Raw genomic sequence first — 21472 nt, 5'->3', positions numbered from 1 at the left:
ACGTACGACGCCCCGCAAGGGGCGTTTTGCGTTCCTGGGGAAGGCGAGCGCCCGCGCCAGCGGCCACGACCGCGCCGGGCGCGCAGGCAGCCAGGGGCGCCGGGCAACGGCCCGGTGCCCAGTCGCAGGGTCGGCAAGGCGTCCGGGACAGTCCCGCGCGCACTGCGCCACGGGTTGCCGGGCGCGGCCGGCAGGGGCTGCGGCGGATGCCCGACACGAGGTTCGCGGGGCGGCGCCAGGCCCTGCCTGGCACCGCGTCGCGGCGCAGTGCGCCGCGACAGGGCCGGTTACGGCTTGGCGGCAGCCGCGTCGTCGGCCTTGAACACGGTCCTGCAGTCGCGGCGGAACTCCTCGCCGGTGCTGCGCCAGGCGAAGCTGCGGCAGTGGCGGTTGCCTTCCTGGGTATCGGCCACCTTCACCGCGTAGAACGCCTGGAAGAACTCGTCGCGGCTGACCTGGCCGTCGCCGTTCCAGTCCATCTGCTCCTTCTCCACGCCGCGGGTGATGGCGATGCCGGCGTACCAGGCCCAGCCCAGCCAGCCCAGCGCCAGCAGCACCAGTACCAGCAGCGCGCGGCGGCGCGGGGTGAATCTGCCGCGCAGGATCATGACACGCGCCGGATGCGGGCGCCGAGCGCACCGAGCTTTTCCTCGATGTTCTCGTAGCCGCGGTCCAGGTGGTAGATGCGGTCGATGGTGGTATCGCCATCGGCCACCAGCCCGGCCAGGATCAGGCTGGCCGACGCGCGCAGGTCGGTGGCCATCACCGGCGCCCCGCTCAGCCGCTCGACACCGCGGCAGATCGCGGTATGGCCCTCGACCTGGATGTCCGCGCCCAGGCGCAGCAGCTCGTTGACGTGCATGAAACGGTTTTCGAAGATCGTCTCGTTGATCACGCCCACCCCGTCGGCGACGCAGTTGAGCGCCATGAACTGCGCCTGCATGTCGGTCGGGAACGCCGGGTACGGCGCGGTGGTCAGGTTGACCGCCCTGGGCCGCCGGCCCTGCATGTCCAGGGTGATGGTGTCCTCGGTGGTCTCGATCTTCGCGCCGGCCTCGACCAGCTTGGCCAGCACCGCGTCGAGCGTGTCCGGGCGGGCGTTGCGCATCACCACGCGGCCGCCGGTCATCGCCGCGGCGACCAGGAAGGTGCCGGTCTCGATGCGGTCCGGCAGCACCGCATGGCGGCCGCCGTCCAGGCGCTCGACGCCCTCGATCACCAGCCGTGCGGTACCCAGCCCCTCGATCTTCGCGCCCAGCGCGATCAGGCAGTGCGCCAGGTCGGTGACTTCCGGCTCCATCGCCGCGTTTTCCAGCACCGTGGTGCCTTCGGCCAGCACCGCGGCCATCAGCACGTTCTCGGTGCCGGTGACGCTGACCATGTCGAAGGTGAAGCGACCGCCCTTCAGGCGCTCCGCGCGCGCCTTGATGAAGCCGTTCTCGACGGTGATTTCCGCGCCCAGCGCCTGCAGCCCCTTGATGTGCTGGTCCACCGGGCGCGAACCGATCGCGCAGCCGCCGGGCAGCGACACCTCCGCCGCGCCGTACTTGGCCAGCAGCGGGCCGAGCACCAGGATCGAGGCGCGCATGGTCTTGACCAGTTCGTACGGCGCCACGTGCTGGTTGACGCTGCGCGGGTCGACGACGATCGCGCTGCCGCGCGACAGGGTGCCCTGGTCGATGGTGACCTTGGCGCCCAGCTCGCCGAGCAGCTTCACCGTGGTGATCACGTCGTGCAGGTGCGGCACGTTGGTGATCTCCACCGGCGCATCGGCCAGCAGGGTCGCGCAGAGGATCGGCAGGACGGCGTTCTTGGCGCCGGAGACATTGACTTCACCGTTCAGCGCGTTGCCGCCGGTGACCACGATTTTCGCCATGTGTATGAGGCCAGTAGGTAGGAGGGGCCGGCTCAGCCGGCTTCGCCGGGAGTGACGGTTTTCAGGGCCAGCGCATGGATCGCACCGCCCATCAGGTCGCCCAGCGTCGCATAGACCATGCGGTGGCGGGCCAGCGGCAGCTTGCCGGCAAAGGCCTCGCAGACCACGGTGGCCTCGAAGTGCACGCCGTCATCGCCGCTCACCTGGGCGCGGGCGCCCGGCAGGCCGGCTTCGATCAGGTTCTGGATGGTCTCGGCGTCCAAGTCGCTTTCCTAATAAAATGAACGCCCATTCTACTCCCCGAGTGGCGCCCGCATGGCTGCTTCCCCCCTTTCGCCGGACTCGCTGCACGACGCCGACCTGATCGCCAGCGGTCGCCGCGTCTTCGAGATCGAGCGCGCCGAACTGGACCGGGTCGGCGGCCGTATCGGCACCGAGTTCGCCGCCGCCTGCCGGCTGATCCTGGGCTCGCGCGGCCGCGTGGTCGCCACCGGCATGGGCAAATCCGGGCACATCGCGCGCAAGATCGCCGCCACCCTGGCCTCCACCGGCACCCCGGCGTTCTACGTGCACCCCGGCGAAGCCGGGCATGGCGACCTGGGCATGATCACCGCCGACGACGTGGTGCTGGCGCTGTCCTACTCCGGCGAGTCGGACGAGGTGCTGATGCTGCTGCCGGTGCTCAAGCGCCAGGGCAACCCGCTGATCGCCATGACCGGCCGGCCGCAGTCCAGCCTGGCCAGCGCCGCCGACATCCACCTGGACGTGAACGTGGACCACGAGGCCTGCCCGCTGGCGCTGGCGCCGACCTCCAGCACCACCACCTCGCTGGCCATGGGCGACGCCCTGGCCGTGGCCCTGCTCGACGCGCGCGGCTTCACCGCCGACGACTTCGCCCGCTCGCACCCGGCCGGCAGCCTCGGCCGGCGCCTGCTGCTGCACATCACCGACGTGATGCACGGCGGCGCCGACCTGCCCAGCGTGCGCGAGGACGCCAGCCTCAGCGAGGCGCTGATGGAGATGAGCCGCAAGCGCCTGGGCATGACCGCCGTGGTCGACGCCGGCGGCCGCCTGGTCGGCCTGTTCACCGACGGCGACCTGCGCCGCGCCCTGGACACCGACCTGGACGTGCGCACCGCCGGCATCGCCCAGGTGATGACCCGCGCGCCGCGCACCATCGGCGCCGACCAGCTGGCGGTGGAAGCGGCGCGCATGCTGGAGCAGTACAAGATCAACGGCCTGATCGTCGTCGACGGCGAAGGCCGCGCCGTCGGTGCCCTCAACATTCATGACCTGTTGCGGGCAAAAGTGGTTTAAAAGCCCGCACAATCACGCTTCCGGGCCCGATGGCCCGCCCCGCCGCAACGGATCGCCCGCACCATGTCCTGGTCTCCCCTCGCCCACTTTCCCGCCGAACTGCATGCCGTCGCCGCCACCATCCGGCTGGCGTGCTTCGACGTGGACGGGACCCTGACCGACGGGCGCCTGTACTACGACCACGCCGGCAACGAGAGCAAGGCGTTCTTCGTGCAGGACGGCCTGGGCCTGAAGCTGCTGCAGAAGCACGGCATCCACCCGGTGCTGATCACCGCGCGCAACAGCCTGTCGGCGCAGCGGCGCGGCGCCGACCTGGGCATCGACACCCAGATCGCGGTCGGCGACAAGCTGGCCAGCGTGCGCGCGCTGTGCGGGCGCTTCGGCATCGGCCTGGAGCAGGTGGCGTTCATGGGCGACGACCTGCCCGACCTGGCCCCGCTGTGCGCGGTCGGGCTGGCGGTGGCGCCGGCCAACGCGCACCCGCTGATCGCCGGGCGCGTGCACTGGCAGACCCGCGCCGAGGGCGGCCGCGGCGCCGCGCGCGAGCTGTGCGACGTGCTGCTGGCGCTGCAGGGCCGGCTCGATGCGGTCGTGGCGGAGTACGCGCGATGAACTGGCGCATGGTCATCGGCACCGGCCTGCTGCTGGCGGCGCTGGCCAGCGGCTGGTCGGCATGGCGGCACCGCGGGACCCAGGCGCCATCGGGCGCCTCGCAGGTCCGCGCCGATTACGTGCTGGGCGATTTCGAGATCGTCACCCTCGACAAGGACGGCAAGGAGGCAGCCACGCTGCGCGCGCCGTCCATGGAACGCAACGCCGCCGACCAGACCTCGTCCATCGTCCGGCCGCTGTTCCTGCTGCCCGACGCCGAGGGCCGGCACTGGCAGCTGCGCGCCGACACCGGCTGGGTCAGCCCCAAGGGCGAGGAGCTGCGCCTGCGCGGCAACGTCGCCGGCGACAGCCCGCAGGACGGCGGCACCCCGCCGACGACCTTCCGCACCACCGCGCTGGACGTGTTCCCCGAACGCAGCCTGGCCCGTACCGCCGAACCCGTCACCATGGCCCGCCCGGGCCTGCGGCAGACCGGCGTCGGCTTCGAGGCCGACCTGAAATCCCGGCAGTATTCCCTCCTTTCCCAGGTCAAGACCCGTTATGAACCCAATGCTGCCCGCCAGGCTCGCTAAGCTCGCGCCGACCGTCCTGCTCGCCGCCGCGCTCGTTCCCGGCGTGGCCGCGGCCAGGGAATCGGACCGCAACCAGCCCATGGACATCGTCGCCGACCACAGCGAGGGCAACCTGGCCGGCGGCAACGGCAAGTACCGCTTCAGCGGCAACGTGGTCATCGTCCAGGGCACGCTGGAGATCCACGCCGACGCCGCCGACGTGATCCAGAAGAACGGCGAGACCGAACGCGTCGTGCTCACCGGCAAGCAGGCCACGCTCAAGCAGCAGATGGACGACGGCACCTGGATGAACGCCCGCGCCGACAACATGGACTACAACGTCAACAGCGAGGTGATCGTGCTGACCGGCAACTACAAGGTCGACTCCGAGCGCGGCTCCAACGCCGGCCAGCGCATGGTCTACAACACCCGCAGCGGCGACATGCAGAGCGGTGGCGACGGCACCCGCGTGCGCACCGTGATCCAGCCCAGGAACAAGGCGCCGGCCGCGGCGGGAGAGAAGAAGTAATGCTCGTCGCCGAAGGCCTGCGCAAGCGCTACAAGAACCGTGAGGTCGTGCGCGAGTTCGGCCTGTCGCTGGATGCCGGCGAGGTGGTCGGCCTGCTCGGCCCCAACGGTGCCGGCAAGACCACCTGCTTCTACATGATCGTGGGGCTGGTCGAGAGCGACGCCGGCCGCATCGTGCTGGACGGCCGCGACATCACCGGCGAGCCGATGTACGCCCGCGCCAAGCTGGGGGTCGGCTACCTGCCGCAGGAGCCGTCGGTGTTCCGCAAGCTCAGCGTGGCCGACAACATCCGCCTGGTGCTGGAGCTGCGCGAGGACCTGGACGCCGATGGCCGCGAACGCGAACTGTCGGCCTTGCTGGACGAGCTGCAGATCAGCCATGTCGCCGACCAGGCCGGCGCCAGCCTGTCCGGCGGCGAGCGCCGCCGCTGCGAGATCGCCCGCGCGCTGGCCGCCAAGCCGCGCCTGATCCTGCTCGACGAACCCTTCGCCGGCGTCGACCCGATCTCGGTCGGCGAGATCCAGCGCATCGTCACCCATCTCAAGCAGCGCGGCATCGGCGTACTGATCACCGACCACAACGTCCGCGAGACCTTGGGAATCTGCGACCGCGCGTATATCCTCAACGAGGGCAGCGTGCTGGCGCAGGGGGCGCCGGACGAACTGCTGTCCAACACCGACGTCCGCCGCGTCTACCTTGGAGACAGCTTCACGCTCTGATCCAGCCGCGGCAGGCCGGTCCTCCTTCTGCCTGGAACCGGGATGAAAGCACGGCTGCAGACATCGCTTGGACAGCAGCTGGTCATGACGCCGCAGCTGCGCCAGGCCATCCGCCTGCTGCAGATGTCCAGCGCCGAACTGGAACTGGAACTGTCCGAGGCGGTGGAGAGCAACCCGCTGCTGGAATGGGCCGACGAGGCCGCGCCGGGCGAGCCGGCGGGCGAAGCGGATCCCCCCCCTGCGGTGGCCGATGCCGGCGACGGCCGCGCCGACGAGGGCATGGAATGGCCCGGCGAAGGCGAGCAGTGGAGCGGCGGCCAGGGCGGCTCGTTCGACGACAACGACGGCGACGCCAGCGAGCGCGTCGCCGAAGCCGACACCCTCGCCGACCACCTGCTGTGGCAGCTGCACCTGTCCCACCTGAGCGCGTGCGACCGCGCCATCGGCGTCGCCCTGATCGACGCGCTGGACGAGGACGGCTACCTGCGCGAACCGCTGGCATCCATCGCCGAAACGCTGCGCCCGGACATCGCCGCCGGCGAGGACGAGATCCTCACCGTGCTGCACCGGATCCAGCGTTTCGATCCGGCCGGCATCGGCGCCCGTACCCTGGGCGAATGCCTGGCGCTGCAGCTCGATGCCCTGCCCGCCGCCACGCCGGGCCTGTGCCTGGCCCGGCAGATCGCCGCGGGGCCGCTGGAGCGCCTGCCGCGGGCCGGCATCCCCGGCATCGCCGCCGAACTGCGGCAACCGGCCGAGGCCGTCGAACAGGCGGTGCAGCTGCTGCGCACGCTGGACCCGCGCCCGGGCCGGCAGCTGGGCGAAGTGTCCCCGGACACCTATGTCGTTCCCGACTGCGTGGTCTGGCGCCAGCGCGGCGTCTGGAAGGCCGCCCTTGCCAGCCATGCCGGCCCGCGGGTGGTGATCCACCGCGGCTACGAGCAGCTGATCCGCCGCTGCGGCGATGCCGACGCCAGCTACCTGCGCGGCCAGCTGCAGGAGGCGCGCTGGCTGCTCAAGGGCCTGGAAGCGCGCGGCGAGACCCTGCTGCGGGTGGTCAACAGCCTGCTGCACCACCAGGCCGGGTTCCTCGAGTTCGGCGCCCAGGCGCTGCGGCCGCTGACCCTGCGCGAGATCGCCGCCGAGCTGGACCTGCACGAATCCACCATCTCCCGCACCATCGCCCGCAAGCACGTGCGCACGCCGCGCGGCACCCTGCCGCTGCGCGCGTTCTTCGCCTCGGGCATCGATACCGATGGCGGCGGCGAGGCCTCCAGCACCGCGATCCAGTCGATGATCCGGCGCCTGATCGAAGCCGAGAACCCGCGCAAGCCGCTTTCTGACGCCAAGCTGGCCGACATGCTCAAGAGCAGCGGAATACCGGTGGCGCGCCGCACCGTGGCGAAGTATCGTGAAGCCATGAACATCTCCGCCTCCCACGAACGCGTACGCCTTGTCTGAAACGTTCGCGGCGGGCGGCAGGGTTCATTGGCAACCAAAGAACCACAGGAGGCATCCGATGCGTATCGAAACGTTTGGCAAAGACGTGGAAGTCACCCCCGCCCTGAAGGAGTACGTGGAAACCAAGCTGCAACGGCTGGGCAAGCACTTCGACCAGCACTGTGAAGTCAGGGTGACCCTGTCGCTGCAGAAGAACGAGCACCATGTCGATGCCAGCGCCAATCTCCCCGGCCAGACCCTGCACGCCGAGGCCGGTGGCCAGACCATGTACGCGGCGATCGACGTGCTGGCCGACAAGCTGGACAGGCTGGTGATCAAGCACAAGGAAAAGCATCTGCCACACGCCTCCCATGCACTGCGCGACAATGGCTGACATCCGTCACCGTCCGTTGCAGTCATGCCCCTGAATGACCTGATGGCGGCCGTGAGTACCCGGGTACTCGCGGCCGCCGACCGCGACAGCGCCCTGCGCGCCGCCGCCAGCCTGCTTGCCTGCCGCGAAGCCGGCGCCGACAGCATCTTCCGCAGCCTGTGCGACCGGGAGAACGTCGGCAGTACCGCCATCGGCCATGGCATCGCCATCCCGCATGGCCGCTCCCCCACCCTGCAACACCCGCGCGGCGCCTTCCTGCGGCTGCTGCAACCCATCGATTTCGGCGGCGCCGAACCGGTCGACCTGGTGTTCGCCATGGCGGTGCCCGAGCACTACACCCACCAGCACCTGATGCTGCTGTCCGAGCTGGCGGAGATCTTCTCCGACGCCGACGTCCGCGATGCCCTGCGCGCGGCCAACGACGGCAGCGCGCTCAAGCAGATCCTCGACCATCCGCAGCGGATCCGTCCCTCATGAACACCCGCATCACCGCCCGCGAACTGTTCGACCAGCAACGCGAGAAGCTGGACCTGCGCTGGGCCGCGGGCCAGGCCGGCGGCAACCGCGAACTGGACGCCGGCGACACCGTCGCGCGGCGCCCGTCGCTGGCCGGCTACCTCAACACCATCTACCCGAACAAGGTGCAGATCCTCGGCACCGAGGAACTGGCCTGGCTGGACTCGCTGGACTCGCGCCAGCGCTGGGAAGTGATCGAGCGCATCATCCAGGCGCGGCCGCTTGCGCTGGTCATCACCAAGAGCCACGGCTGCCCGGAGGACCTGCGCGCGGCCGCCGACGAATCGCAGACCCCGCTGTGGGTGTCGCCGCGGCGCGGCCACGAACTGCTCAACCACCTGTCCTACCACCTGGCGCGCACGCTGGCGCCGCGGATCATCCTGCACGGCGTGTTCATGGAGATCTATTCCATCGGCGTGCTGATCACCGGCGAGGCCGGCTCGGGCAAGAGCGAACTGGCGCTGGAGCTGCTCAGCCGCGGCCACCGGCTGGTGGCCGACGACGCGCCCGAATTCACCCAGATCGCGCCGGACGTGCTCGACGGCACCTGCCCGGAACTGCTGCAGGACCTGCTGGAAGTGCGCGGACTGGGCGTGCTCAACGTGCGCCAGATGTTCGGTGACACGTCTGTAAAGAAGAACAAGTACCTTCGGCTCATCGTCCACCTGACCAAACCGATGACCGAACCCGGCAGCTACGGCTACGAACGCCTCACCGGCGACTCCGGCAAGCGCCACGTGCTCGACCTGGACGTGCCGCTGATCACCCTGCCGGTGATGCCCGGCCGCAACCTGGCGGTGCTGACCGAGGCGGCCACGCGCCTGCACATCCTGCGCACCAAGGGCATCGACCCGGCGGCGATGTTCATCGCCCGCCACAGCAACCTGCTGGAGCAACGCACCCCATGAACGCCACGCCGGCCCCGTTGCTGGTCATCGTCAGCGGCCTGTCCGGTTCGGGCAAGTCGGTGGCGCTCAAGACCTTCGAGGACCTGGACTACTACTGTTCGGACAACATCCCGGTGGACCTGCTGCCGGAGTTCGTGCGCGGCGTGCTCGGCGAACGCACCGACGACCGGCCGCGGCGCCTGGCGCTGGGCATCGACGTGCGCGGCCGCAGCGACCTGAGCCAGCTCGCCAACTGGCGGCAGCGGGCGCGCGACCACGACATCGATGCGACCCTGCTGTTCTTCGAGGCCGACGACGACACCCTGCTGGCGCGGTTCGCCGACACCCGGCGGCGGCATCCGCTGAGCCAGCTCGGCCTGTCCCTGCCGGAGGCCATCGTCCGCGAGCGCGAACTGACCGCGCCGCTGCGCCGCGAGGCCAACGCCGTCATCGACACCAGCCGGCTCAACGTGCACCAGCTGCGGCGCAAGCTGATCACCGAATACGCGCTCGGCCACGGCAGCGGCCTGTCGCTGCTGTTCGAGTCCTTCGCCTACAAGCGCGGGGTCCCGGCCGAGGCCGATTTCGTGTTCGATGCCCGGGTGCTGCCCAACCCGCACTGGGACCCGGAACTGCGCTCGCTGACCGGCCGCGACCGCGAGGTCCGCGAATACCTGGACGCGCAGCCGGAAGTGGTGCGCTATGCGGCCCAGCTCGAGGACCTGCTCGATACCTGGCTGCCCAAGCTGGGCAACGATACCCGCAGCTACGTGACCGTCGCCTTCGGCTGCACCGGCGGCAAGCACCGCTCGGTATACCTGGCCGAGCGCCTGGCCCGGCATGCGCGCGCGCAGGGCTGGCCGGACGTGGCCACCTTCCACCGCGAACAGGACTGAATGGCGCGCGCAAAGCGCGATCCAGGCGCTATCGCGGACTGCATCCGACCTGTTAACGTTCAGTAATGACCTGCGGCATTCTTCTCGTGACCCATCCCGGCGTCGGCTCTTCCCTGCTGGAAGTCGCCACCCGCCTGCTGCGCCAGCTTCCACTCAATGCCGAGGCCTTCGAGGTTCCGTTCGACGCGGATCTCGACGCGCAGCTGCCGCTGGCCTCGGCGGCCATGCGCCGGGTGGAGGGTAACGACGGCGTGCTGGTGCTGACCGACCTGTACGGGGCCAGCCCGAGCAACCTGGCCGCGCGGCTGGCGCGGCTGGGAACGCCGGTGCGGCGGGTGTCGGCGCTGAGCCTGCCGATGCTGCTGCGGGTGATGAATTATCCGGAACAGGGACTGGACCAACTGCCCGCCACCGCCGCGGCGGGCGCCCGAAATGGAGCCATCATCGACGATGCTTGAACGCGAACTCACCGTATCCAACCGCCTGGGCCTGCATGCCCGCGCGACCGCCAAGCTGGTGCAGCTGCTGTCCGGCTTCCGCGCCAATGCCACGCTGGTGGCCAAGGGCCGCGAGGTCAACGCCAAGAGCATCATGGGCGTGATGCTGCTGGCCGCCGGCCAGGGCACGCCGGTCACGGTGCGGGTACAGGGCGAGGACGAGGCCGACGCGATGGCGGCGGTCGTGGATCTGTTCGAGCGCCGCTTCGACGAGGACAGCTGATGGCGGCGGACGCGGCGTCGGTTCCTGCCCGCACCACGCCGGGAGGCGTGGCGGCATGACCGCGCTGCGCCTGCATGGCCATGGCGCATCGCGCGGCAGCGCGCTCGGCCGCGCCCGCGTGCGCCTGCCGCATGCGCAGGAAGTCACCGAAAAGCGCATTCCCGCCAGCGCCGTCGACGCCGAACTGCAGCGTCTGCACCAGGCCATCGAGTCGGCCCGCGCGGAGATGCGCGAACTGCGCCAGCGCCTGCAGGGCGCGCTGCCGGCCGAGGTCGGCGAGTTCCTCGACCTGCACGCCATGCTGCTGGACGACCCGGAACTGCTGCTGGCGCTGGACGAGCGCATCCGCAGCCAGCGCTACAGCGCGGCCTACGCCCTGCGCCTGCAGCGCGACACCCTGGCGCAGGTGTTCGAGGGCATGGAGGACGACTACCTGCGCAGCCGGCTGGACGACCTGGACCACGTCATCGGCCGCATCAACGCGTTCCTGCACAAGCGCCCGGCCGGCATGAAGGGCCTGGCGGGCGAGATCCTGGTGTGCGAGAACGTCGCCCCCTCGGAGCTGGCGCAGCTGCAGTCGCAGGGCGTGGTCGGCATCGTCACCAGCGCCGGCAGCCCGCTGTCGCACAGCGCCATCCTCGCCCGCAGCCTGCACCTGCCGCTGGTGGTCGGGGCCAGCGGCGTGCTGCACCGGATCAACGACGGCGACGTGCTGATCCTGGACGGCGGCAGCGGCGAAGTGGTGCTGGAACCGGCTGCCGACGACCTGCGCCAGTACCGCCAGCGCCTGCGCGAACTGGCGCGCGAACAGCGCGAGCTCGGCCACCTGCGCTCCAAGCCGAGCCGCACCCTGGACGGGGTGGACATCACCCTGCTGGCCAACGCCGAATCGCGCGAGGACGTGGCCCACGCGCACACCCTGGGCGCGCACGGGCTGGGCCTGTACCGCACCGAATTCCTGTTCCTGCAGCGCAACGGCCTGCCCGACGAGGAGGAACAGTTCCACCACTACCGCGACGCCGTGCTCGGCATGAGCGGCCGGCCGGTGACCATCCGCATCCTCGACCTGGGCGCGGACAAGGCCGATCGCAGCGGGCTGGTGCTGGGCCGCGAAGAAAACCCGGCGCTGGGCCTGCGCGGCATCCGCCTGCTGCTGGCGCATCCGAAAGTCGCCGACACCCAGCTGCGCGCGCTGCTGCGCGCATCCGGTTACGGGCCGGTGCGCATCCTGGTGCCGATGGTCAGCACCCGCGAGGAGATCCTCGCGCTCAAGCGGCGCATGACCCGGCAGGTGGCGGCGCTGCGCGAGGAAGGCCACGTCCTGGCCGAGCACGTGCCGGTCGGCGCGATGATCGAGGTACCGGCCGCGGCCATCGCCCTGCCGACCTTCATCGACCAGGTCGATTTCCTGTCGGTCGGCACCAATGACCTGGTGCAGTACCTGCTCGCGGCCGATCGCAACAACGAGGCGGTCGGCGACCTGTACTCGCCGCTGCACCCGGCGGTACTGCAGCTGCTGGCGCAGGTGATCGGCACCGCACGCACGCACGGCACGCCGTTGTCGGTGTGCGGCGAGATCGCCGGCGACCCGCGCATGACGCCGCTGCTGCTGGCCCTGGGCCTGACCGAGTTCAGCCTGCACCCGGCGACGCTGCTGGAGGTGCGCCGGGCGATCCGGGACTGCAACCATGGCGAGCTGCGCGCGCGCGCCGGCAAGCTGCTGCAGGCGCGCGACCGCCGCGGCATCGAGCGCTGGCTCGCAGGCACCTGCACGCCCTGAACGCCGGCGCCCGCACACCGCTCCCGGCCGGTGCCGCCGCCGGCGCCCGGGCGCCACGCACCCACGCAGAGGGTGTGCACTGAAACACCGGCGCGTGATAATGACGCGCCCGACACCTTCCTTGCCGCATCCTGCATCGCGGCCCTCCCGTTCCCGGAGTCCCGATGGCCGAAGCCGTACGCCACGACAAGACCGCGCGCCAGCTGCGCATGCTTTCCGACGCGCTGGACAGTGGCCGGCTGGGGCCGGTGCGGCGGCTGGTCAACACGCTGGCGCCGGCGGAGATCGGAAACCTGCTCGAATCGCTGCCGCCGGGCAAGCGCGAGGTGGTGTGGGGCCTGGTCGACCAGGAAGACGACGGCGAGGTGCTGGTCCACGTCGGCGAGGAAGTGCGCGAAAGCCTGCTGGCCGACATGGACCCGGACGAGATCATCGCCGCGGTCGAAGACCTGGACATCGACGACCTGGCCGACCTGGTCGAAGACCTGCCCGACACGGTCATCGACGAAGTGCTCAAGTCGATGGACCGCGAGAACCGCGAGCGGCTGGAGCAGGTGCTGTCCTACCCGGAGGACACCGCCGGGCGCCTGATGAACCCCGACGTGGTCACCGTGCGCGCCGACGTCAACATCGACGTGGTGCTGCGCTACCTGCGACTGCGCGGCGAACTGCCCGACCACACCGACTACCTGTACGTGGTCAGCCGCCGCCACCAGTACCTGGGCCGGGTGTCGCTGGCCTCGCTGGTCACCCACGAGGACAGCACCCCGATCAACCGCCTGGTCGACGACGAACAGCCGGCCATCGACGTGGGCGAGAGCGCCGACGAGGTCGCGCGGCAGTTCTCCGACCATGACTGGGTGTCGGCACCGGTGGTGGACGACAACAACATCCTGATCGGGCGCATCACCATCGACGACGTGGTGGACATCATCCGCGCCCAGGCCGAGCACCAGGCGCTGGGCGCGGCCGGCCTGGACGAGGACGAAGACCTGTTCAGCCCGGTCTGGCGCGCGATGCGGCGGCGCCTGGTGTGGCTGTTCGTCAACCTGTGCACGGCGTTCGTCGCCGCCAACGTGGTCGGCCAGTTCGAAGGCACCATCGACAAGCTGGTGGCGCTGGCGGTGCTGATGCCGATGGTCGCCGGCCTCGGCGGCAACGCCGGCACCCAGGTGCTGGCGCTGATGGTGCGCGGCCTGGCGCTGGGCCAGGTGGGCGCCTCCAACGTGAAGGCGCTGCTGTGGAAGGAACTGCGCGTGGCCCTGCTCAACGGCCTGCTGATGGGCGCGGTGCTGGGGCTGATCGTGCTGGTCTGGTTCCACAACCCCGGGTTGTCGCTGGTGATCTTCATCGCCCTGACCTGCAACCTGCTGCTGGCGGCGTCGGCCGGGGTACTGATCCCGATGACGCTCAAGCGGCTGGGGTTCGACCCGGCCCTGGCCAGCGGCATCTTTCTGACCGCCATCACCGACTCGATGGGGTTCTTCACCTTCCTCGGCCTGGCCACCCTGGTGCTGCTGCGCTGAGCGGCGCCCCCCGCAAACGCGTCCGGCACTGCGGCCGGCCACCCTGTGACCCCCACGCCGGATATCCCCGATGACCACCACCCTCAGCGACTACTACCAGCCCGGATGGCGCGACCATCGCCACACCTGCCCCGCCTGCGAATGGCAGGGCAGCTCCCGGCAGATGGAGCTGGAACTGCACGACGAGCAGAGCGAGTACGCCTGCCCGCAATGCGAGTTCCCGTTGCTGGTGGTGCTGCACCCGGACCTGCCACAGATCCAGGCCGCCGCCGCGGCCGGCAATGCCGAGGCCGCCGGACAGCTGGCCATCCTGGCCAGCGCGCCACGCCGCGGATGATGCGGCGCACCGGGCACCGGCCTGCCATCGCCGCTACGATGCCGGCATCCCCGGCACGGAACGTCCCATGGCCTTGCCCCGTCTGCATCACCTTGCCCCGCTCGTGCTGATGGCCGTCGCTGGCGGCTGCGCCTCGCTTGCCGGCAGCGGCGATGGCCGGTTCGTCGCCCGCAGCGTCGAGTTCGATGGCGTGCGCATGCCCTACCAGGTATTCGTCCCGGCGGCCTCCGCGCGTGGGCCCGGTGCGCTGCCGGTGGTGCTGTTCCTGCACGGCTCGGGCGAACGCGGCGACGACGGCAGGCGCCAGACCGAGGCCGGGCTGGGCCCGTACCTGCGCGCCCATGCGGCGGATTTCCCCGCGCTGGCGGTGCTGCCGCAGGTGGCCAGGGGCGAGGAGTGGAGCGGACGCAACGCGCGCCTGGCGGTCGCCGCGCTCGATGCGGCGATCCGCGAATTCGGGGCCGACCACGGGCGCCAGTACCTGACCGGCATGTCGATGGGCGGCTACGGCAGCTGGAACATCGCCCTGGCCGACCCGGGGCGCTTCGCCGCGCTGGTGCCGGTATGCGGCGCGGTACGCCCTCCGCGCGCGGAACGGCCGGGCCTGCGGGTCGAGGCCGTGGCCACGGAGGCCGACCCCTACCAGGCCATGGCCCTGCGCCTGAAGGACACCCCGGTCTGGATCTTCCATGGCGCGCGCGACGACGTGGTGCGGCCGGACGACGACCGCCGGCTGCATGCCGCCTTCCAGCAGGCCGACGCGCGCGATGTGCGCTACACCGAGTACCCGCAGGGCAACCACAACGCCTGGGACGCCACCTACGCCGACCCGGCGATGTGGCAGTGGCTGTTCGCGCAGCGCCGGTAACGGCCGGCCGCGGGCCGGCGCCGCAACGCGCCGCTCAGCCCAGCAGGGTTTCCAGCACCGCCATGCGCACGGCCACGCCGTTGGCGACCTGGCGCAGCACCCACGACTGCGGGCCGTCGGCCACTTCGTCGGTGACTTCCACGCCGCGGTTGATCGGGCCCGGATGCAGGACCGCCGCGTCGCTGGCGGCACGCCGCAGGCGCGTGGCGGTGAGGCCGTACTCGGCGTGGTACTGCTCCAGCGACGGCACCAGGCCTTCTTCCATGCGCTCGCGCTGCAGGCGCAGCATCATCAGCGCGTCGGCGCCTTCGAGCATGGCATCGAAATCCTGGCCGACCACGCAGCCGCGCAGCGTGTCTTCGTCCGGCAACAGCGACTGCGGGCCGCAGACGCGGATTTCGCCCACGCCCAGCGTGCGCAGCGCATGCAGGTCGGTGCGCGCCACGCGCGAGTGCTTCACGTCGCCGACGATCAGCACCTTCAGTTTCGAGAAGTCCGGGCCCTTGGCCTGGCGCAGGGTCAGCATGTCCAGCAGGCCCTGGGTCGGGTGCGCGCTGCGGCCGTCGCCGGCGTTGACCAGCGCGGTGCCCTCGCCCGCGGCGGCGGCCAGCTCGGCCACCGCGCCGTCGTCGGGATGGCGCACCACGAAGCCGCGCACGCCCATCGCCTCGAGGTTGCGCAGCGTGTCGCAGGCGGTCTCGCCCTTGCGCGTGGACGAGGTGGAGGCGTCGAAGTTCAGCACGTCCGCGCCCAGCCGCTGCGCGGCCAGCTGGAACGAACTGCGGGTGCGGGTGGACGGTTCGAAGAACAGCGTGCACACCGCGGTGCCGGCCAGCACCCCGCGCTTGTTGCCGACACGGCCCACCGCCGCGTCGCGGATCTGCCCGGCGCGGTCCAGCAGCTGCAGCAGGTGTTCGCGCGGCAGCCCCTCCAGGGTCAGCAGGTGGCGCAGGCGTCCGTCGGCATCGAGTTGGGAGGCGGTCATGGCAGGTCTTGGGGGTCAGGAAACGGGAGTGGCGTCGCCGGGGGCGGACAGCCAGCGTTCGATGATGACCGCGGCGGCGACCGCGTCCAGGTTGGCGGCGTCGCGACGGCGCTTGCGGCCCTCGGCGCGCTCGGTGGCGAAACGTCGCGCGGCCTCCACCGAACTGGAGCGCTCGTCCACCAGCAGCACCGGCAGCCGGTAGCGCTGCAGCAGTTGCCGGGCGAAGGCCTGCGCGCGCTTGCGGTTGGGCTGGTCGTCGCCGTCCAGGGTCAGCGGATCGCCGACGATCAGGCCATGCGGGCGCCATTCGCGCTGCAGCCGGTCGAGCGCGGCCCAGTCGGGGCCGTCGCCACGCACGTCGACCACCGCCAGGGCCCGCGCGCCCACGCCGTAGGCGCTGCCGATGGCCACGCCGATGCGGCGCGAACCGACGTCGAAGCCCAGCACGGTGCTGTCGGTCGAAAGCGGCGCCGGATCAGGCATGGCCGCTGTACCCGGCCAGGCGGAACAGGTCCACGCCGATGCGCGAGGCGGCCAGTTGCCAGCGCTCGTCCAGCGGCGCATCGAACAGCACCTCCGGGTCGGCCGGCACGGTCAGCCAGCTGTCCTCGGCCAGTTCCTGCTCCAGCTGCCCGGCCCCCCAGCCGGCGCAGCCCAGGGTGACCAGCGCATTGCGCGGGCCATCGCCACGGGCCATGGCCTCGAGGATGTCGCGCGAGGTGGTCAGGTACAGGCCCCGGCCCACCGCCAGGCTGGAATCCCAGTCGCGGGCATCGTCGTGGATGACGAAACCGCGCCCGGTGTGCACCGGGCCGCCATTGAGCACCGGCACGGCGCGCAGGCGCTCGTCGCCGGTGTCGATCTCCATCTGCGAGAGCACTTCGCCCAGGGTGTATTCCGAGGGCTGGTTGACCACTACGCCCATGGCGCCGTTGTCGTCGTGCTGGCAGATCAGCGCGACGCTGCGCGCGAATCCCGAATCGGTCAGCGAGGGCAAGGCGACCAGCAGGTGATTGGCCAGATTGTCGAAGTGCGTGGACATGGCGGCATTCTACCGTCAGCCACGCAGCGGCGCCCGCAGCGCGCCGCCGGCGCAGGCATGCACGCCTATACTGGCCCGCCCAGGGTCCATCGCCGCCCATGAGCGCCTATTGCGACATCGCGCCCGGTCATCCGGTCCACGCCCACTACCACGCCCGCGAGTACGGATTCCCGCAGCGTGCGGAGCAGGAACTGTTCGAGCGCCTGCTGCTGGAGATCAACCAGGCCGGGCTGAGCTGGGAAACCATCCTGCGCAAGCGCGAGGGTTTCCGCCGCGCCTACCACGGCTTCGACGTGGATGTCGTGGCGGCCTACGGCGAGGCCGACATCGCCCGCCTGCTGGGTGACGCCGGCATCATCCGCAACCGGCTCAAGGTCCTGGCCGCCATCCACAATGCCGGGGTGATCCGCGGCCTGCGCGACTCGCATGGTGGCTTCGCGCGGTGGCTGGACGCGCACCACCCGCGGCCCAAAGCCGACTGGGTGAAGCTGTTCAAGAAGACGTTCCGCTTCACCGGCGGCGAGATCACCGGCGAATTCCTGATGAGCCTGGGCTACCTGCCCGGCGCGCACCGCGATGATTGCCCGGTGATGGCCGACATCCGCGCGGCGTCGCCGCCGTGGCTGGGCGGCGCCGGCGGCTGATTGCGCCCGGCGCCGGCCGGCGCCGTTCCGCCAGGCCCCGGCCCGGGCGCCTGGCGCACACCTGCCGCGCTTGCGCGGCGGCAGGCTCAGTAGCGACCGCTCAGGTTCACGAACCAGCCCTTGTGGTCGTAGTCGAAGTCGGTCAGGTCGTCGCTGAACTCGGTGAAGTTGTAACCGGCGCCGATGCGGAAGTTCCCGCTCAGGTCGCGGTCCACGCCCACCAGGAAGCCCTGCCGGGTGCCCCCGTCCTTGACCTGCAGCTGGCGGTATTCGCCCAGCGCATGCCACTGCGCGCGCAGTTCGTAGCGCGCCTGGATGGCGCCGAAGGTGGTGGCCGAATCCAGCCACACGCCGGCCCCGCGACCCATGCGCACCTCGCCTTCACGGCGGGCCAGCTTGCCGGCGAATTCCCAGTGCTGGTCGTGGCGGTAGACGCCCTCGAACGAGACGATCTGCGAACGCTGGTCGTACTGCGCGCCGCCCAGCTGGCCCATCGACGCCAGGTCGTAGAGGTAGGTGTAGCGGCCGAACAGGCCCCAGCGGGTGCTGTTCCAGGGACGATAGGCGAAGCCGAAATTGCCTTCGACGAAACGGGCGCCCTCGGCGGGATCCAGCCGGTCGTCGGTATCGGCGTAGTTGAAGCGCGCGGCGATGCGCCAGCTGTCGTTGATGCGATGGGTCATGCGGGTGGTGCTGACCCACTGCTCGCGGCGCTCGGCACCGCTGTCGCGGCGCCATTCCAGCTTGCTCTGCCAATCGGTATCGGGCGAGGTGCGCCCGCCGGAAATGCTGGCTACGCGCCGCTCGACCACGCCGCCGCCCGTGCTCTCCAGTTCGCCGTTGGACAGGGTGAAGCCGGTGTTCCAGCCCTGCGCCGGGTAGAAATCCATGCCGAAGGTATGCGCCAGCCCGGCCTCGCCGCGCTCCTTCAGGAACTGGCTTTCGTTGAACACGTTGACCTGGCTGGAAACCCGCCAGCGCTGCCCCAGCGTCCAGCCGTTCTGCCCGCCCGGATTGAACAGCGGGTCGCGTTCGGTGGTATCGGCCGAATAGGTATAGCCACCGTAGAAGGCATGTTCCGGGCTGATGCGGTACTCGGCATTGAGCGTGGCGGCGTTGCCACGGTCGCCGTCGGTCACTTCCGCGCCCACCGACGAGTTGTTGCCGAACAGGTGCTTGGCACCGAGGGTCAAGGCGTCGTTGTCGGCGTACTTGCCGCCGTCGTCGTCGACGGTCAGCTGGGCCACGCCGTACAGCTCCATCGTGGCGCCGAAGCGGTGCAGGTACTTGACCGCCGCCAGCGTGCCGACCGCATCGAGGTAGCTGCCCTGCTGATCGACCCGGCGCAGTTCGGCACTGAGGGTCCCGGCGTCGCTGGCCTGCCATTGCAGCGAGGCCTGGGCCTGGGACAGCGTGTCGGCACCGCGCTCGGCGCGGGTGTAACGGGTGTACAGGCCCAGGTCCGGGGTGAACTGGCCCAGCATCTCGGCGCCGTACTCGGTCACCGGCAGGCCCGTGTCGTAGCGGGACACGGAATAGCCGGCGTCGGTCTGGCGCCACCATGCACCGGCGGCCCAGTCCTGTTCGGTCCAGCCCAGCTCCCTGAAGTTGGCGCGGGCTTCGAGCGAGCGGGCATCGCCCTTGCGGTTCAACGCGGTGTCGTTCTGCTGGATGAAGCTCAGGCCGCCGTTGTCGGAGAAGAACGCCGGCACGCCGAAGGATTCGGTATGCGCGTACTCGGCCTTCAGGTAGGTGCCCTTGCCGGCCTGCAGGGTGAGGTCGGCGCCCTTGAGCGTGTAATCCTCGCCGGCCCGGTTCTCGTCGACCCAGGTCGCGCCAAGGCCGACGTGGTCGCCGATCCAGTGCTTGCCACGGAAGCCCACGGTCACGTCATCCGCATCGAAGCCGGTCGGCACCCACTCGTAGTCCACCAGCAGGCGCTGTTCGAAGCCGTCCAGCGGCGCATCGCGGGTCAGGGTCGGGCTGTTGTCGCGGGTGATCTGCGCCAATGGGCGGGTCAGCAGGATGCGGCCCTGCAGTTCGTCGATCTCGTAGTCGGCCCCGCGCTGCAGCACCACCCGGTTCTCGGTACGGCCGCTGCTGCGGTCGCGGATCTCCAGGGTCACCACGTCCGAACCGGGCAGCAGGTCGGTATGCCGCAGGTAGTACAGGCTGCCGCCGGTGCCAATGAATTCGTTGTGGCCCGGCGCGGTTTCGGCCTGCGAACCGAACACGCGCAGTTCGCTGCCCGCGTCGCCCCAGCGGTTGCTGGCGTTCGAGCGCCAGTTGAGCGCCGCGCCATACAGCGCGCGCTGGTACTGGCCGAACTCGGTCCCGGTCAGGCCGGTGGCGTAGTTGCCCCACAGCGCCTGGTTCTTGTCCCAGTCCATGCGCAGGTAGAACCGGCCCATCGTGTCCACGTCGCGACGGGTGTTGGAATCGTCGCCGTAGACCGGGTAGTACAGGTCCGGATCGAGGCGGCGGAAGATGTCCTGCGGATCGGCCTTGCCGAAACCGTTGAACAGCCGGTCCAGGTCGCGCTCGGTGGTATCGGCCTGCGCCGTCACCAGATACCGGCCGCGCAGCTTGGCCTTGCCGTAGAACGCCAGGCGGCCATCGCTGATGACATCGTCCCGGTAGTTGGCGTCGCCACGGAACGGCTCGTTGGAACCGCTGACCTTGTTCTGCGCGATGGTCACGTCGGCCAGCGCGACGCCGAAGAAGTAGCGCCCGGTGACATCCACGTCCAGGCGGTGGGCCGGACCGCCCTCGCCGCCCACGCCGATGTCGAAGCGGTGCGCGCCGACCGGCATCAGGTACTCGGCGACGAACTTGCGCTCCAGGTCCACCGGATAGCTTTCGCCGTTGATGCTCAGCGCCATGCCCGCGGGGATGTTGCGGCCCTGGATGCGGATGCGCGAACCGTACAGCGGGATGTTCTGCTGGCGCAGGCCGCTGCCGGCGAAGACATCGTCGATCAGGCTCTGGGTCTGCGCCTGCTCGGCGCTCAGGGCATTGCCCAGCCGCTTCTCGGTGCTGTTGCGCAGCGCACTGGCGCCACGCTCGGCATCTTCGGGCGACACCAGCTGCAGCACCCGCGGCGAGGTCTCGTCGAACTGGCCATTGGCGCCGGTGGCACGCAATACATAGACCAGCTCATCGCCCTTGCGGAAGCGGTACTTGCCCGGCAACGCGCCATCCCAGTCGCCATGGCTGACCGCCGCCACGTCAAGCGGCACGGTGGCCAGCGGCTCGATCAGGTCGGCGTCGCTGGCGCGGTACAGGCGCACCTCCATCCGTTCGATGAAGGCCGGATAGTTGCCGCGCGCATAGAACTGCACCGGCTTGAGCACGCGCTCGCCATCGAAAGCCACCATCGACGGCGCCGATACCGACAGTTCCGGAGCGCCCAGGGTCGGGTCCTCGGTCGCCCAGACCACCCCGCCACCGGGCAGGTCGATGGAGTACTTGCCCATCGCCACCGCCCGGCCCTGCGGTTCGACCGATACCTCGACACGGCGATCGGGCTGCAGGGCGTCGGAGGACGAACCCGCATGGGTGCCCCGGGTCACCGGGGCGGCGTGGCTGCGCGTGCGCAGCTGGAACAGCAGGCCGTCGTCGCCGCTGCAGGCGTCCGCGCCGCAGTCCAGCGCCGCAGGCGGCTGTTCCGGCGCGCCGCCCGGGGCGGGCTCGGCCGGCTCGGCGGACCCGGCGGGCACGCCGCCGTCCGGCTTCGCCGCGGCCGTGGCCAACGGGGTGGTCGCGCCGGCCAGCAGGCACAGCAGGGTGTAGTCCAGTACCTTCATCTTCATACGCTTGTCCATGACCGGCCC

24 protein-coding genes are annotated in these 21472 nt (G+C 70.5%); 17 read left to right on the top strand and 7 right to left on the bottom strand.

Annotation, left to right across the window (positions count from 1 at the left end; translation table 11 throughout):
• Positions 1–287: 287 nt before the first annotated feature.
• Genes F0P95_RS08385 through F0P95_RS08375 form a run of 3 tightly spaced genes read right to left on the bottom strand, consistent with a single transcriptional unit; the run spans position 288 to position 2139 of the window.
• Positions 288–608, bottom strand: coding sequence for a hypothetical protein (locus tag F0P95_RS08385; protein WP_054663800.1), 321 nt, complete (start codon positions 606–608; stop codon positions 288–290).
• Complete coding sequence (murA, locus tag F0P95_RS08380) at positions 605–1876, bottom strand: UDP-N-acetylglucosamine 1-carboxyvinyltransferase (protein WP_182336515.1); 1272 nt, start codon at positions 1874–1876, stop codon at positions 605–607. Before murA ends, F0P95_RS08385 begins: the two co-directional genes overlap by 4 nt.
• Positions 1877–1908: 32 nt before the next feature.
• Positions 1909–2139, bottom strand: a complete 231-nt coding sequence (locus F0P95_RS08375) for a BolA family protein (protein ID WP_054663793.1) — start codon at positions 2137–2139, stop codon at positions 1909–1911.
• Positions 2140–2191: 52 nt separating this feature from the next.
• On the opposite strand from F0P95_RS08375, the gene F0P95_RS08370 reads away from it, so the two are divergent.
• From F0P95_RS08370 to F0P95_RS08295, 16 genes are all read left to right on the top strand, one after another.
• Positions 2192–3193 carry a KpsF/GutQ family sugar-phosphate isomerase gene (locus tag F0P95_RS08370; protein WP_182336513.1) on the top strand — a complete coding sequence of 334 codons (1002 nt, stop codon included), beginning with the start codon at positions 2192–2194 and terminating at the stop codon, positions 3191–3193.
• 63 nt (positions 3194–3256) lie between these two features.
• Positions 3257–3805, top strand: a complete 549-nt coding sequence (locus tag F0P95_RS08365) for a KdsC family phosphatase (protein WP_054663788.1) — start codon at positions 3257–3259, stop codon at positions 3803–3805.
• Positions 3802–4377: an LPS export ABC transporter periplasmic protein LptC gene (gene lptC / locus F0P95_RS08360; RefSeq protein WP_182336511.1), complete on the top strand. Its 576-nt coding sequence runs from the start codon at positions 3802–3804 to the stop codon at positions 4375–4377. Before F0P95_RS08365 ends, lptC begins: the two co-directional genes overlap by 4 nt.
• Positions 4346–4885 (top strand): lipopolysaccharide transport periplasmic protein LptA, encoded by a 540-nt coding sequence (gene lptA, locus F0P95_RS08355; protein ID WP_182336509.1) that lies wholly within the window; start codon positions 4346–4348, stop codon positions 4883–4885. Before lptC ends, lptA begins: the two co-directional genes overlap by 32 nt.
• Complete coding sequence (gene lptB, locus F0P95_RS08350; protein ID WP_182336507.1) at positions 4885–5604, top strand: LPS export ABC transporter ATP-binding protein; 720 nt, start codon at positions 4885–4887, stop codon at positions 5602–5604. The genes lptA and lptB overlap by 1 nt, the downstream gene beginning before the upstream one ends.
• A gap of 42 nt (positions 5605–5646) precedes the next feature.
• Complete coding sequence (locus F0P95_RS08345; RefSeq protein WP_182336506.1) at positions 5647–7065, top strand: RNA polymerase factor sigma-54; 1419 nt, start codon at positions 5647–5649, stop codon at positions 7063–7065.
• 58 nt (positions 7066–7123) lie between these two features.
• Positions 7124–7438: a ribosome hibernation-promoting factor, HPF/YfiA family gene (hpf, locus tag F0P95_RS08340; RefSeq protein ID WP_054663771.1), complete on the top strand. Its 315-nt coding sequence runs from the start codon at positions 7124–7126 to the stop codon at positions 7436–7438.
• 24 nt (positions 7439–7462) lie between these two features.
• Positions 7463–7915, top strand: coding sequence for a PTS sugar transporter subunit IIA (locus F0P95_RS08335; protein ID WP_182336504.1), 453 nt, complete (start codon positions 7463–7465; stop codon positions 7913–7915).
• Positions 7912–8862, top strand: coding sequence for an HPr(Ser) kinase/phosphatase (gene hprK / locus F0P95_RS08330; RefSeq protein WP_054663764.1), 951 nt, complete (start codon positions 7912–7914; stop codon positions 8860–8862). The genes F0P95_RS08335 and hprK overlap by 4 nt, the downstream gene beginning before the upstream one ends.
• Entirely contained in the window at positions 8859–9737 is an 879-nt protein-coding gene (gene rapZ / locus F0P95_RS08325) for an RNase adapter RapZ (protein ID WP_182336502.1), read from the top strand. Before hprK ends, rapZ begins: the two co-directional genes overlap by 4 nt.
• A gap of 65 nt (positions 9738–9802) precedes the next feature.
• Positions 9803–10195: a PTS sugar transporter subunit IIA gene (locus F0P95_RS08320; protein WP_182336499.1), complete on the top strand. Its 393-nt coding sequence runs from the start codon at positions 9803–9805 to the stop codon at positions 10193–10195.
• Positions 10188–10457, top strand: coding sequence for an HPr family phosphocarrier protein (locus F0P95_RS08315; protein WP_054663755.1), 270 nt, complete (start codon positions 10188–10190; stop codon positions 10455–10457). Before F0P95_RS08320 ends, F0P95_RS08315 begins: the two co-directional genes overlap by 8 nt.
• A gap of 55 nt (positions 10458–10512) precedes the next feature.
• The gene (gene ptsP / locus F0P95_RS08310; protein WP_182336497.1) at positions 10513–12237 is read left to right on the top strand and encodes a phosphoenolpyruvate--protein phosphotransferase; all 1725 of its coding nucleotides are present in this window, start codon (positions 10513–10515) and stop codon (positions 12235–12237) included.
• 164 nt (positions 12238–12401) lie between these two features.
• Positions 12402–13763 carry a magnesium transporter gene (gene mgtE, locus F0P95_RS08305; protein WP_054663749.1) on the top strand — a complete coding sequence of 454 codons (1362 nt, stop codon included), beginning with the start codon at positions 12402–12404 and terminating at the stop codon, positions 13761–13763.
• 70 nt (positions 13764–13833) lie between these two features.
• Positions 13834–14100 carry a hypothetical protein gene (locus F0P95_RS08300; RefSeq protein ID WP_182336496.1) on the top strand — a complete coding sequence of 89 codons (267 nt, stop codon included), beginning with the start codon at positions 13834–13836 and terminating at the stop codon, positions 14098–14100.
• Between the two features lie 67 nt (positions 14101–14167).
• Positions 14168–14968 carry a carboxylesterase family protein gene (locus tag F0P95_RS08295; RefSeq protein ID WP_232528949.1) on the top strand — a complete coding sequence of 267 codons (801 nt, stop codon included), beginning with the start codon at positions 14168–14170 and terminating at the stop codon, positions 14966–14968.
• Between the two features lie 34 nt (positions 14969–15002).
• On the opposite strand, the gene F0P95_RS08290 is transcribed toward F0P95_RS08295, so the two are convergent.
• Genes F0P95_RS08290 through F0P95_RS08280 form a run of 3 tightly spaced genes read right to left on the bottom strand, consistent with a single transcriptional unit; the run spans position 15003 to position 16995 of the window.
• Positions 15003–15953: an aspartate carbamoyltransferase catalytic subunit gene (locus F0P95_RS08290; RefSeq protein ID WP_054663740.1), complete on the bottom strand. Its 951-nt coding sequence runs from the start codon at positions 15951–15953 to the stop codon at positions 15003–15005.
• A gap of 15 nt (positions 15954–15968) precedes the next feature.
• Positions 15969–16436, bottom strand: a complete 468-nt coding sequence (gene ruvX / locus F0P95_RS08285; RefSeq protein WP_182336491.1) for a Holliday junction resolvase RuvX — start codon at positions 16434–16436, stop codon at positions 15969–15971.
• Complete coding sequence (locus F0P95_RS08280) at positions 16429–16995, bottom strand: YqgE/AlgH family protein (protein WP_182336489.1); 567 nt, start codon at positions 16993–16995, stop codon at positions 16429–16431. Before F0P95_RS08280 ends, ruvX begins: the two co-directional genes overlap by 8 nt.
• Before the next feature lie 98 nt (positions 16996–17093).
• Between F0P95_RS08280 and F0P95_RS08275 the strand changes: the two genes are divergently transcribed.
• Positions 17094–17639, top strand: coding sequence for a DNA-3-methyladenine glycosylase I (locus tag F0P95_RS08275; RefSeq protein WP_182336487.1), 546 nt, complete (start codon positions 17094–17096; stop codon positions 17637–17639).
• A gap of 86 nt (positions 17640–17725) precedes the next feature.
• Here F0P95_RS08275 and F0P95_RS08270 read toward each other — a convergent pair whose 3' ends face one another.
• Positions 17726–21463 carry a hypothetical protein gene (locus F0P95_RS08270; protein WP_198422031.1) on the bottom strand — a complete coding sequence of 1246 codons (3738 nt, stop codon included), beginning with the start codon at positions 21461–21463 and terminating at the stop codon, positions 17726–17728.
• Positions 21464–21472 lie beyond the last annotated feature (9 nt).

It is taken from the genome of Stenotrophomonas acidaminiphila (genome assembly GCF_014109845.1).
GTDB lineage: Bacteria > Pseudomonadota > Gammaproteobacteria > Xanthomonadales > Xanthomonadaceae > Stenotrophomonas > Stenotrophomonas acidaminiphila.
Note: the sequence above shows the minus strand (reverse complement) of the source record. Positions and strands in the feature narration are given on the sequence as shown.